This window comes from Bacillus cereus group sp. BfR-BA-01311 (assembly GCF_022664295.1).
In the GTDB taxonomy this organism is placed as follows: Bacteria; Bacillota; Bacilli; order Bacillales; family Bacillaceae_G; genus Bacillus_A; species Bacillus_A cereus.
This window is the reverse complement of sequence record NZ_JAKUHC010000003.1, coordinates 369,128-382,189: the sequence shown is the minus strand read 5'-3', so window position 1 is coordinate 382,189 and position 13,062 is coordinate 369,128. Positions and strand designations below refer to the sequence as shown.

Below are 13,062 nucleotides of genomic sequence, written 5' to 3'. Positions count from 1 at the left end.
AAGAATGTATACAACTTTAGAAAGAGGTGCAATGATTGCACCTCTTCTCAACGTAGGGATACCGAGCGAGCGCTCAGTGTTAAAAAATGAAATGGGGGAAAGAAACATGAGTAAAACAGTTATTTTAAGTGCTGCAAGAACACCAGTTGGAAAATTTGGAGGATCTTTAAAGGATGTAAAAGCGACGGAACTTGGAGGAATTGCAATTAAAGCAGCGCTTGAAAGAGCAAATGTTGCGGCTAGTGATGTTGAAGAAGTTATATTTGGAACGGTTATTCAAGGTGGGCAGGGACAAATTCCATCGCGCCAAGCTGCGAGGGCTGCTGGAATCCCTTGGGAAGTGCAGACGGAAACAGTGAATAAAGTTTGTGCATCAGGGCTTCGTGCGGTTACGTTAGCGGATCAGATTATTCGTACTGGCGATCAATCACTGATTGTAGCTGGCGGTATGGAGTCGATGAGTAACAGTCCTTACATTTTACGTGGAGCAAGATGGGGATACAGAATGGGCAACAACGAAGTTATTGATTTAAACGTTGCTGACGGTTTAACATGCGCATTTTCAGGTACACACATGGGCGTTTATGGCGGAGAAGTTGCAAAGGAAGATGGAATTTCTCGCGAAGCGCAAGATGAATGGGCATATCGTAGCCATCAGCGTGCGGTTTCAGCGCATAAAGAAGGGCGTTTTGAAGAGGAAATCGTGCCAGTAACGATTCCGCAAAGAAAAGGCGATCCTATTGTCGTTGCAAAGGATGAGGCGCCACGTGAAGATACAACGATTGAAAAGTTAGCAAAGTTAAAACCTGTATTTGATAAGACAGCGACGGTGACAGCTGGTAATGCGCCGGGACTAAACGATGGTGGTGCCGCACTTGTATTAATGAGCGAAGACAGAGCGAAGCAAGAAGGAAGAAAGCCATTAGCGACAATTTTGGCGCATACAGCAATTGCAGTAGAATCTAAAGATTTCCCAAGAACTCCAGGTTATGCAATTAACGCATTGCTTGAAAAAACAGGAAAGACAATTGAAGACATTGATTTATTCGAGATTAATGAAGCCTTTGCAGCGGTAGCAATTGCAAGTACAGAAATCGCAGGAATTGATCCGGAAAAATTGAATGTAAATGGCGGCGCGGTAGCGATGGGACATCCAATTGGAGCAAGCGGAGCGCGCATTATCGTTACACTAATCCATGCACTTAAGCAGCGCGGCGGTGGAATTGGAATTGCTTCGATTTGTAGCGGTGGCGGTCAAGGGGACGCAGTGATGATTGAAGTTCACTAATTAAAGTTCGAGGGTATAAAATTTATTAACAATTAAGGGGGAAGAAAAAATGGGTGTACAAAACATTGTTGTAATTGGTGCAGGGCAAATGGGATCAGGAATTGCACAAGTATGTGCAATGGCAGGATATGACGTGAAGGTACAAGATTTAAAGCAAGAGCAATTAGATAGAGGATTGGCTATCATTACGAAAAACTTAGCACGCCAAGTAGAAAAAGGACGTATGAAGGAAGAAGAGAAGGAAGCCACATTAAATCGTCTTACAGTAACGCTTGATTTAGATTGTGTGAAAGAAGCGGATCTTATTATTGAAGCAGCTGTTGAGAAAATGGATATTAAAAAGAAAATCTTTGCGAATCTAGATGAAATTGCTCCAAAACACGCAATTTTAGCAACGAATACGTCATCTCTGCCAATTACAGAAATTGCAGCGGTAACGAAGCGTCCGGAAAAAGTAATCGGTATGCACTTTATGAATCCAGTTCCAGTTATGAAGCTTGTTGAGATTATTCGTGGTTTGGCTACCGATGATGCGGTATATGAAGCAATTGAAGATATTACGAAAAAAATTGGGAAAGTACCAGTTGAAGTGAATGATTTCCCAGGTTTTGTATCAAATCGTATTTTGCTACCGATGATTAACGAAGCAATTTATACGTTATATGAAGGTGTAGCGACGAAAGAAGCAATTGATGAAGTCATGAAGCTTGGTATGAACCATCCGATGGGGCCTTTGACACTCGCCGATTTTATCGGTTTAGATACGTGTTTATACATTATGGAAGTGTTGCATGAAGGATTAGGAGATAGTAAATATCGCCCATGTCCGTTATTACGTAAGTATGTGAATGCAGGATGGTTAGGGCGTAAAACAGGTCGTGGATTCTACGTTTACGAATAAATGCCCCCTTTGTTACAACATAGTGGTCTTACCAAATTATTTAAAGGATATATAGCAAATGGAGGCGGAATATATGAACTTTCGTTTTAATGAAGAGCAGCAAATGATGAGGAAAATGGTTCGGGATTTTGCACAGAAGGAAATAGCTCCCTTTGTTCCTAGTATGGAACAAGGGGTGTTCCCGAAAGAGATTTTGCAAAAGATGGGTGAGCTTGGATTAATGGGTATTCCAGCGCCTGCAAAATACGGTGGGGCAGAAATGGACTTTATATCTTACATTCTAGCAATTGAGGAAATCTCAAAGGTAAGTGCAACAGTTGGTGTAATTTTAGCTGTACATACGTCAGTTGGAATGAATCCGATTTTATATTTCGGAACAGAAGAACAGAAGAAAAAATATGTTTCTAAACTTGCAACTGGGGAATATTTAGGTGCATTTGCTTTAACAGAGCCAAATGCAGGATCAGATGCAGGGAGTTTGAAATCAAGAGCTGTGAAAAAAGGTGATCATTATATTATTAATGGATCGAAAGTGTTTATTACAAATGGTGGTGAAGCAAGTACATACATTGTATTCGCTTCTACAAATCCAGAGGCAGGAAAAAGTGGTATTTCTGCATTTATAGTAGAGAAAGATACACCTGGTTTAATCATCGGAAAAGATGAACATAAGATGGGACTTCTCGGTTCTCGTACAGTACAACTTACTTTTGAAGATATGAAAGTGCCAGCTGAGAATTTACTTGGGGAAGAAGGACAAGGATTTAAGGTGGCGATGGCGAATTTAGATGTTGGGCGAATTGGAATCGGTGCGCAGGCGTTAGGAATTGCTGAAGCGGCGCTTGGCTGTGCAATTGATTATGCAAAAGAAAGAGAGCAATTCGGGAAGCCAATTGCGGCGCAGCAAGGGATTGGCTTCAAGCTTGCAGATATGGCAACAAGTGTCGAAGCAGCAAGGTTACTCGTATATAGAGCGGCATCTCTTAGGGCACAGGGATTACCATGCGGTAAAGAAGCATCTATTGCGAAAGTATTTGCTTCTAAGACAGCGGTTGAAGTCGCGATTGAGGCGGTGCAAGTGTTTGGTGGTTACGGTTATACGAAAGACTATCCAGTAGAACGATTTTTCCGTGATGCGAAAATCACGCAAATATATGAAGGAACAAGTGAAATACAGAAACTTGTTATTAGCCGTGCTTTATAAAAGGGCGAGGGGGAGACGGAGATGCATTTTAAACTATCAGAAGAACATGAAATGATAAGAAAAATGGTTCGAGATTTTGCTAAAAATGAAGTGGCACCAACAGCAGCTGAGCGTGATGCGGAAGAGCGATTTGATCGAGAATTATTTGATCAAATGGCAGAGCTTGGTTTAACCGGTATTCCGTGGCCTGAAGAGTACGGTGGAATTGGAAGCGATTACTTAGCGTACGTAATCGCTATTGAAGAATTATCCCGCGTTTGTGCTTCAACAGGCGTAACACTGTCCGCGCATACTTCACTTGCGGGATGGCCAATTTTTAAATTTGGGACGGAAGAGCAAAAGCAAAAGTTTTTACGACCGATGGCTGAAGGAAAGAAAATTGGTGCATACGGCTTAACGGAGCCAGGATCTGGATCGGATGCTGGTGGAATGAAGACAATCGCAAAGAGAGATGGAGACCATTATATTTTAAATGGATCAAAAATTTTCATTACAAATGGCGGTATTGCTGATATTTACGTTGTTTTTGCGCTAACTGATCCTGAATCAAAGCAGCGCGGTACGAGTGCATTTATTGTAGAAAGTGATACACCGGGATTTTCAGTTGGGAAGAAGGAGAGCAAGCTAGGGATTCGCTCTTCACCAACGACTGAAATTATGTTTGAAGATTGCCGTATTCCTGTAGAGAATCTACTTGGAGAAGAGGGGCAAGGGTTTAAAGTTGCGATGCAAACATTAGATGGAGGTCGTAACGGTATTGCGGCGCAAGCTGTTGGTATTGCACAAGGGGCTTTAGATGCTTCTGTAGAATATGCAAGGGAGCGCCATCAATTTGGAAAACCAATTGCGGCGCAGCAAGGGATTGGCTTTAAACTTGCGGATATGGCAACAGATGTAGAAGCGGCACGCCTTTTAACATATCAAGCGGCTTGGCTTGAATCAGAGGGGCTTCCGTATGGAAAAGAGTCAGCGATGTCAAAAGTATTTGCAGGAGATACAGCGATGAGGGTGACGACTGAAGCGGTGCAAGTATTTGGTGGTTACGGTTATACGAAAGATTATCCAGTAGAGCGTTATATGCGAGATGCAAAAATTACACAAATATATGAAGGAACACAAGAGATTCAGAGGCTTGTAATTTCTCGTATGTTAACGAAGTAGGAACGAAAGCGTAGGTATTTTCCTACGCTTTTTCCTTCCAAAAAATAATAGAGAGAGGTGAAGGGAATGGTTAAACATAATGTACATGCATCGGTGAAAGATGAAAAATTAGTTGCGTTAAGACGTGAGCAAATGATTAAAGGTGCGGTGCAACTGTTTAAACAAAAAGGATTTCCGCGTACAACAACGAGAGAAATTGCAAAAGCGGCTGGATTTAGTATAGGGACACTTTATGAGTACATTCGTACAAAAGATGATGTTTTGTATTTAGTTTGTGATAGTATTTATGAACATGTAAAAGAAAGATTAGAGGAAGTAGTTTGTACAGAAAAAGGGAGTGTAGAAAGTTTAAAGATAGCAATAACGAATTACTTTAAAGTGATGGATGAATTACAGGAAGAAGTATTGATAATGTATCAAGAGGTACGCTTTTTACCGAAAGAATCACTTCCGTATGTATTAGAAAAGGAGTTTCAAATGGTAGGAATGTTCGAGAATATTTTAGAACAGTGTACGGAAAATGGAACATTTACATTAAATAAAAAAGAAATACAGCTTCTTGCCCATAATATTTTTATACAAGGACAGATGTGGGGATTTAGACGCTGGGCGCTGCAAAAACTGTATACGCTCGAAGAATATACAGAAATGCAAATTAGGTATGTATTGCAAGGGGCCCATATGCTTCCGAAATAAGGAACAGACAAATTATAATTTTACTACCCTATAAAAGTTTCCCGTTTTTTTTGTAGCATATTTGTGCGACTTTTGTTTATAATGAATAGTATGGATTTTTTTAAGCAGGCCGTTATATATAAGGTTATATTTGATGAAAGGAAGTGCCGCATAAGTGGATTTTAAGCAATATTCACCAGAAGAGCTAAAAGAATGTTCAATGATTGAAGTTGTACATAGCGTTTTAGGGGATAAAAAACAAGCAACGACATTCAACGAGTTGGTTCAAGAAATCGCTCAAGTGCTGGGACTATCTCAAGAGCAAGTTAATGCGAAAATCGCACAATTTTATACAGACTTAAACATCGATGGACGTTTCATTAATTTAGGAGAAAATCGTTGGGGGCTACGCAGCTGGTACCCATACGAGCAAATTGATGAAGAAATCTTGCCTCAACCAAAACCGAAGAAGAAACGTAAAGTTGAAGAAGACGGTTTTGACGACTACATTGAAGAAGATGAAGATGACTTCGACGATGCAGACGTAAATGAAGACGAAGATGATGATGTAGAAGATTTGGACAAGGTTCTTGAAGAAGAAGACGGAGATGACGACGATCTTGATGATTTAGACGAAGATGACGACGACTTCGCTGAAGAAGAACTTGAGTATGACGAAACTGAAGAAGAAGAAGAGGAAGAACTGTAGTTCTTGACTTTTCATTATCGTCCATGTAGAATCATTTTTGGGCTCTTTAAAAAAGGACGATAATACTTTTAAAGTGTAAATATAAAAGAAAATTGCTCCCTACTTATTACTTTTTGTGATGAGGGGAGCAATTTTCTTTTTTGTTTTTTGTTTAGAAAATAAAAAGAGTCTAACAATAAGATGGATACAGTGTTATCTACATACGTTGCGCTTTGCAACGGTGATTATATAACAGCAAAATAGAAGGGAGCTTTTTCATGACTAAGTATATTTTTGTAACAGGCGGTGTAGTATCGTCTTTAGGAAAAGGTATTACAGCAGCATCTCTTGGAAGACTTTTAAAAAATCGTGGTTTAAACGTAACGATTCAAAAGTTTGATCCATACATTAACGTAGACCCAGGGACTATGAGCCCATATCAACACGGTGAGGTATTCGTAACAGATGATGGCGCAGAAACTGACTTAGACCTTGGTCACTATGAGCGTTTTATCGACATTAACTTAAACAAATACAGCAACGTAACAACAGGTAAAATTTACTCTTCAGTTCTTCAAAAAGAGCGTCGCGGTGAATATTTAGGAGGAACAGTTCAAGTTATTCCTCACATTACTAACGAAATTAAAGAACGCGTATATCGTTCTGGTCGTGAAACAAATGCGGATGTTGTTATTACAGAAATCGGTGGAACTGTTGGTGACATCGAGTCTCTACCATTCTTAGAAGCAATCCGTCAAATTAAGAGCGACATCGGTCGTGACAATGTAATGTACATTCACTGTACGTTAATCCCGTACTTAAAAGCAGCGGGTGAAATGAAGACAAAACCAACACAACATAGTGTTAAAGAACTTCGTAGCTTAGGTATTCAACCAAACATTATCGTTGTTCGTACAGAAATGCCTGTTTCTCAAGATATGAAAGACAAGCTTGCACTATTCTGTGACATTGATACAAAAGCAGTTATCGAAGCTCGCGATGCAGATACTTTATATGCGGTTCCATTATCTCTTCAAGAACAAAATATGGACCAAATCGTTTGTGACCACTTAAAATTAGACAATCCAGCTGCAGATATGACAGAGTGGACTGCTCTAGTTAACAAAGTGCGTAATCTTTCTAAGAAAACAAAAATCGCTCTTGTTGGTAAATATGTAGAACTTCAAGATGCTTATATTTCTGTTGTAGAAGCACTTCGTCATGCTGGTTACTCATTCGACACAGATGTAGAAGTAAAATGGGTAAATGCTGAGCACGTAACAGCAGAAAACGTAAAAGAATTAGTTGGTGATACAGATGGTATCCTTGTACCAGGTGGCTTCGGCGATCGTGGTGTAGAAGGTAAAATCGTTGCGATTCAATATGCTCGTGAAAACAAAGTTCCATTCTTAGGAATTTGCTTAGGTATGCAACTTGCATCAATCGAATTCGCACGTAATGTATTAGGTTTAGAAGGTGCTAACTCTTCTGAAATCAACCCTGACACACCATATGCAATCATTGACTTATTACCAGAACAAAAAGATGTAGAGGACCTAGGTGGTACACTTCGTCTTGGTCTATACCCATGTAAGCTTGCTGAAGAAACAAATGCTTACAATGCTTATAATGAGCCGGTTGTATATGAACGTCATCGTCATCGTTATGAGTTCAACAACCAGTTCCGTCCGGATATGGAAAAAGAAGGATTTGTATTCTCTGGTACAAGCCCAGACGGTCGTCTAGTTGAAATCATTGAATTAAAAGATCATCCTTGGTTCGTGGCAGCACAGTTCCACCCAGAACTTGTTTCTCGTCCAAACCGTCCACAACCATTGTTCCATGACTTCGTAAGAGCTTCTATTACGAATAAAGAGAGCAAGTAATAAAAAAAGCGCCTGAAATAAGGCGCTTTTTTTAATATTCATTTAACATTTCATCGATTGTGAATTTGATCCCGTGATAAGCAAATAAGGCTACTATTAAACTTGGGAATCCGTAGCGATTACCTTCATCGTCTGGAATAAGACCTTTTAACAGTTTTGTATCAATATGTACGTCTGTATATCGTTCGAGTGATTCCGTACCTTCTTGAAGAGCAGAAATGCCGACAATAGAGTGTCCCTCTTCTTGTAGTTTTTTTGCAATTTCTACAACCGCTTCATCTGTTGAAAAACGGCTAATAAGAAGTACACGATCCGCAGAGGTTACTTCTGCTTCTTTACCATTTTCAAATAAGCGTTTTGCTTGCTTCATTGGTTCAGCACCGAATAGTGCCTCGGCAACAACGCCCTCCATTTCATTTGTACCATGTAAATAAATGAAACCATCGCCAACTAGTGCTTGAGCAAGTAAACGAGCGCTATCTTCTATATTCATTTCTTCTTTTTGAGAAACTCTGGAGAAATAACCACTTAATTGAGTTGAAAAAATTTTTAACATAATGTTACTCCCTTCGTACGTGTTTGCCGGCTTTCATTATAATTTATTTTTTTAGAAAGGTGAAATCGTAGGGTAGCATAACAAAATAGGAAACGGTAAAATAAGAAAGAATAGGAAGGAATTTGCCAAAGAATAGCGAAATTAAATCGTTAAGATATAAGAAGCTTTAAATCTTGTACTTACACAGAAAGGTTGGGAATTATGGAAGGTAAAATTTTAATCGTTGATGATCAATATGGGATTCGTGTGTTATTACATGAAGTGTTCCAAAAAGAAGGTTATCAGACATTCCAAGCAGCGAATGGATTTCAAGCTTTAGATATCGTGAAAAAAGATAATCCAGATTTAGTAGTGTTAGATATGAAAATTCCAGGCATGGATGGTATAGAGATTTTAAAGCATGTAAAAGAAATTGATGAGAGTATTAAAGTAATTTTAATGACTGCTTATGGAGAGCTTGATATGATCCAAGAAGCAAAAGATTTAGGAGCTTTAATGCATTTTGCTAAACCATTTGATATTGATGAAATTCGTCAAGCTGTGAGAAATGAGCTCGCTGTAGAGGCGTAAAAATGAATTTTTTATAAAAAATATGGAAAAAAGCGTTTACATGGACTATTGTGCAGGTGAATACGGTTGAGTTTTTGAGTACAAGTTGTTATCCTATTGAGTGTAGAAAAAAGTCCGGTATGTAGATATACATATTTTACCTTATTCTGGTCATACTACCAGCGATAAGAACTTATCGGATACAAAAAACGTTTTTTAGGAGGATTCACCATGCCTTTAGTTTCTATGAAAGAAATGCTAAACAAAGCACTAGAAGGAAAATACGCAGTTGGTCAATTCAACATGAACAACTTAGAGTGGACTCAAGCTATCTTAGCTGCTGCGGAAGAAGAAAAATCTCCTGTAATCCTAGGTGTATCTGAGGGTGCAGCTCGTCATATGACTGGTTTCAAAACAGTTGTAGCTATGGTTAAAGCTTTAATCGAAGAAATGAACATCACTGTTCCTGTAGCGATTCACCTTGACCATGGTTCAAGCTTCGAAAAATGTAAAGAAGCAATCGATGCAGGTTTCACATCTGTAATGATCGACGCTTCTCACCACCCATTCGAAGAAAACGTTGAAACTACTAAACAAGTAGTAGAATACGCACACGCTCGTAACGTATCTGTTGAAGCTGAGCTTGGAACAGTTGGCGGACAAGAAGACGACGTAATCGCTGAAGGCGTAATTTACGCTGACCCAGCAGAGTGTAAGCACCTTGTTGAAGCAACAGGTATCGATTGCCTAGCTCCAGCTTTAGGTTCTGTACACGGTCCTTACAAAGGTGAGCCTAACTTAGGATTCGCTGAAATGGAACAAGTTCGTGACTTCACTGGCGTACCTTTAGTATTACATGGTGGTACTGGTATCCCAACTGCTGATATCGAAAAAGCTATCTCTTTAGGTACTTCAAAAATCAACGTAAACACTGAGAACCAAATCGAGTTTACAAAAGCTGTTCGTGAAGTATTAAACAAAGACCAAGAAGTTTACGATCCTCGTAAATTTATCGGACCTGGCCGCGACGCTATCAAAGCAACTGTTATTGGTAAAATTCGCGAATTCGGTTCTAACGGTAAAGCGTAAGAATAAAATTCCGTTTTGGAAACCGTCTAGTCTTTTAGACGGTTTCCTTTCGTTGTATAATGAAAGCGTGAACAAGTCTAAAGATTTTATCATTTTTGGTTTTTAAATAGAAAATAATGTGCATAGTCCTATTAATAAATGTGATAACGTATCTAAATTGATAAAGTAAATTCGATGAATAGTTGATCTTTATCTATTCGTGCTACAGGAGAAATGAAGATAATGGTTTCCTATTTATTGAGTTTTGGGATGGAAAGAGTAATTGAGATTCTTAAGGGGAGCTTTCTATAAAAAGATAGAAAGTAAATACATTCACAAGAAGGGAGCTCAATATGGAAAAATTGCTAATTGAAGGCGGAAGAGCTTTAAATGGAACAATTCGAGTAAGTGGTGCAAAGAACAGTGCCGTTGCATTAATTCCAGCGACAATTTTAGCAGATACTCCAGTAACTATTGGTGGTGTCCCTAATATTTCGGACGTGAAAATGTTAGGGGACTTACTAGAGGAAATTGGAGGGAAAGTAACTTATGGACAGGAGGAAGAGATGGTAGTCGATCCTTCTAACATGGTTGCAATGCCTTTGCCAAATGGAAAAGTGAAAAAATTGCGCGCTTCTTATTATTTAATGGGTGCAATGCTTGGCCGTTTTAAAAAAGCTGTTATTGGGCTTCCGGGTGGATGTCATTTAGGACCGAGGCCGATTGATCAGCATATTAAAGGGTTTGAAGCGTTAGGTGCACATGTTACGAATGAACAAGGTGCCATCTATTTAAGAGCAGATGAGCTACGCGGGGCACGTATTTATTTAGATGTTGTTAGTGTAGGAGCTACGATTAATATTATGCTAGCAGCTGTACGAGCGAAAGGTAGAACTGTTATTGAAAATGCAGCGAAAGAGCCTGAGATCATTGATGTAGCTACATTGTTAACAAGCATGGGAGCACGTATTAAAGGTGCTGGTACTGACGTAATCCGAATAGATGGTGTTGACTCTTTACATGGTTGTCACCATACTATCATTCCAGATCGTATTGAAGCTGGTACGTATATGATTCTAGGAGCTGCATCAGGAGGAGAAGTAACGGTTGATAACGTTATTCCTCAGCATTTAGAATCAGTTACTGCAAAGCTAAGAGAAGCTGGTGTTCAAGTTGAAACGAACGATGATCAAATTACGGTGAACGGTAATAGAAAGTTAAAAGTAGTTGATATCAAAACGCTTGTATATCCAGGTTTTCCAACGGATTTACAACAGCCGTTTACGACGCTTTTAACAAAGGCGCACGGGACGGGAGTTGTAACAGATACAATTTACGGTGCCCGTTTCAAACACATTGATGAATTACGTCGTATGAATGCTCAAATTAAAGTAGAGGGTCGTTCGGCAATTGTAACTGGTCCTGTGTTACTGCAAGGTGCAAAAGTGAAGGCGAGTGATTTACGAGCAGGAGCGGCACTTGTTATTGCAGGGTTAATGGCAGATGGAATTACAGAAGTAACAGGACTTGAGCATATTGATCGAGGTTATGAGAATATAGTGGACAAGCTTAAAGGGCTTGGTGCAAACATTTGGCGAGAACAAATGACAAAGCAAGAAATTGAAGAAATGAAGAACGCATAAGTGATACTTCCGCAAGAGGGAAGTATCACTACTTGCGGAAGTACACTTTATAGAAAAACACGGTTCACAAAATACGGCAGAAATATAAAGGCTTAAAGGAGAGGGATTATCGTGGAAAGAAGTTTATCTATGGAGTTAGTACGTGTAACAGAGGCTGCAGCTTTATCATCAGCGCGTTGGATGGGGCGCGGGAAAAAGGATGAGGCAGACGGTGCAGCAACATCAGCTATGCGTGATGTATTTGATACAATTCCGATGAAAGGTACAGTTGTAATTGGTGAAGGTGAGATGGATGAAGCACCAATGCTATATATCGGAGAGAAATTAGGTACAGGATATGGACCACGTGTAGACGTTGCGGTTGATCCTTTAGAAGGGACAAACATCGTAGCAGCTGGTGGCTGGAATGCTCTTGCTGTCATTGCAATTGCAGACCACGGTAATTTGTTACATGCCCCTGACATGTACATGGATAAAATCGCGGTTGGCCCAGAAGCAGTTGGGGCGGTCGACATTGATGCGCCTATTATTGATAACTTACGTGCAGTTGCGAAAGCGAAAAATAAAGATATTGAAGATGTTGTAGCGACAGTTTTAAATCGTCCACGTCATCAAGAAATTATTGAAGAAATTCGTAAAGCTGGTGCGCGCATTAAATTGATTAATGATGGAGATGTAGCTGGAGCGATTAATACAGCGTTTGATCGTACAGGTGTAGATATTTTATTTGGATCTGGTGGAGCACCTGAAGGTGTATTAGCAGCAGTTGCTTTAAAATGTTTAGGTGGAGAAATTCACGGAAAACTATTGCCACAAAACGAAGCTGAATTAGCACGTTGTAAAAAAATGGGCATAGAAGACATTAATCGTATCCTTCGCATGGAGGACTTAGTAAAAGGTGACGATGCAATCTTTGCAGCAACAGGCGTAACAGATGGAGAACTATTACGTGGTGTTCAATTTAAAGGTAGCGTAGGAACAACGCAATCCCTTGTTATGCGCGCAAAATCAGGCACAGTTCGCTTCGTAGATGGTCGTCATAGCTTAAATAAAAAACCGAACTTGGTTATTAAGTAAAAAGCGGAGGTGGCTTGCTCAGAAGGGGAAGGCATTGGAACTCCTGACGAAGAGGCGTTTTGTGCCTCGCAGGAAGGGGTGAAATGACTGACCCTTCTAGCCACCGGAGCTGGATTAAATAAAAAGCGTAAGCAGCTTGTTCAGAAAGGGAGGGGGATGGAGCTTCTGACGTAGAGGTGCTTTTTGCCTCGCAGGAAGAAGTGAAGCCACCGACCATTCTAGCTGCTGAAGCTAGATTAAATAAAAAGCGTAAGCAGCTCCTTCAGAAAGGTTAAAATGGTCGATCTTTCTAACTATCGGAGCTGGAACTAAATTAAATAAGAAGCGAAGACAAATTTTCTTGTCTTCGCTTCTTGTATTTGTGTT

Annotated in this window: 12 protein-coding genes; 11 read left to right on the top strand and 1 reads right to left on the bottom strand. The window is 39.8% G+C overall.

The genetic code is table 11. The features are described 5' to 3' along the window. Window positions 1-4 precede the first annotated feature (4 nt). The 7 genes from MR136_RS09860 to pyrG all read left to right on the top strand — a co-directional run bounded on the left by MR136_RS09860 (window position 5) and on the right by pyrG (window position 7,803). A complete protein-coding gene (locus MR136_RS09860; RefSeq protein WP_002026635.1) occupies window positions 5-1,288 on the top strand; it encodes an acetyl-CoA C-acetyltransferase in 1,284 nt (427 codons plus the stop codon). Between the two features lie 49 nt (window positions 1,289-1,337). Further along, window positions 1,338-2,189, top strand: a complete 852-nt coding sequence (locus MR136_RS09855; protein WP_000538875.1) for a 3-hydroxybutyryl-CoA dehydrogenase — start codon at window positions 1,338-1,340, stop codon at window positions 2,187-2,189. Between the two features lie 73 nt (window positions 2,190-2,262). Next, window positions 2,263-3,393 (top strand): acyl-CoA dehydrogenase, encoded by a 1,131-nt coding sequence (locus MR136_RS09850; protein WP_242259352.1) that lies wholly within the window; start codon window positions 2,263-2,265, stop codon window positions 3,391-3,393. 21 nt (window positions 3,394-3,414) lie between these two features. Then, entirely contained in the window at window positions 3,415-4,554 is a 1,140-nt protein-coding gene (gene acdA, locus MR136_RS09845) for an acyl-CoA dehydrogenase AcdA (RefSeq protein ID WP_242259351.1), read from the top strand. 66 nt (window positions 4,555-4,620) lie between these two features. Beyond that, entirely contained in the window at window positions 4,621-5,250 is a 630-nt protein-coding gene (locus MR136_RS09840; protein WP_000238605.1) for a TetR/AcrR family transcriptional regulator, read from the top strand. Window positions 5,251-5,404: 154 nt separating this feature from the next. After that, window positions 5,405-5,938 carry a DNA-directed RNA polymerase subunit delta gene (gene rpoE / locus MR136_RS09835; protein WP_000346278.1) on the top strand — a complete coding sequence of 178 codons (534 nt, stop codon included), beginning with the start codon at window positions 5,405-5,407 and terminating at the stop codon, window positions 5,936-5,938. A gap of 257 nt (window positions 5,939-6,195) precedes the next feature. Next, the gene (gene pyrG, locus MR136_RS09830; protein ID WP_000170460.1) at window positions 6,196-7,803 is read left to right on the top strand and encodes a CTP synthase; all 1,608 of its coding nucleotides are present in this window, start codon (window positions 6,196-6,198) and stop codon (window positions 7,801-7,803) included. 31 nt (window positions 7,804-7,834) lie between these two features. Here pyrG and MR136_RS09825 read toward each other — a convergent pair whose 3' ends face one another. Next, window positions 7,835-8,359: a DUF2529 domain-containing protein gene (locus MR136_RS09825; RefSeq protein WP_000912402.1), complete on the bottom strand. Its 525-nt coding sequence runs from the start codon at window positions 8,357-8,359 to the stop codon at window positions 7,835-7,837. Between the two features lie 201 nt (window positions 8,360-8,560). Between MR136_RS09825 and spo0F the strand changes: the two genes are divergently transcribed. The 4 genes from spo0F (at window position 8,561) to glpX (ending at window position 12,696) form a co-directional block, all read left to right on the top strand. Then, on the top strand, window positions 8,561-8,929 hold the full coding sequence (gene spo0F / locus MR136_RS09820) for a sporulation initiation phosphotransferase Spo0F (protein WP_000398594.1): 369 nt from the start codon (window positions 8,561-8,563) through the stop codon (window positions 8,927-8,929). Window positions 8,930-9,139: 210 nt separating this feature from the next. Further along, a complete protein-coding gene (locus MR136_RS09815) occupies window positions 9,140-9,997 on the top strand; it encodes a class II fructose-bisphosphate aldolase (RefSeq protein ID WP_001131855.1) in 858 nt (285 codons plus the stop codon). Window positions 9,998-10,329: 332 nt separating this feature from the next. Further along, a complete protein-coding gene (gene murA, locus MR136_RS09810; protein ID WP_000413254.1) occupies window positions 10,330-11,619 on the top strand; it encodes a UDP-N-acetylglucosamine 1-carboxyvinyltransferase in 1,290 nt (429 codons plus the stop codon). Between the two features lie 111 nt (window positions 11,620-11,730). Beyond that, on the top strand, window positions 11,731-12,696 hold the full coding sequence (gene glpX, locus MR136_RS09805; protein ID WP_000442340.1) for a class II fructose-bisphosphatase: 966 nt from the start codon (window positions 11,731-11,733) through the stop codon (window positions 12,694-12,696). The last annotated feature ends 366 nt before the right edge of the window (window positions 12,697-13,062 follow it).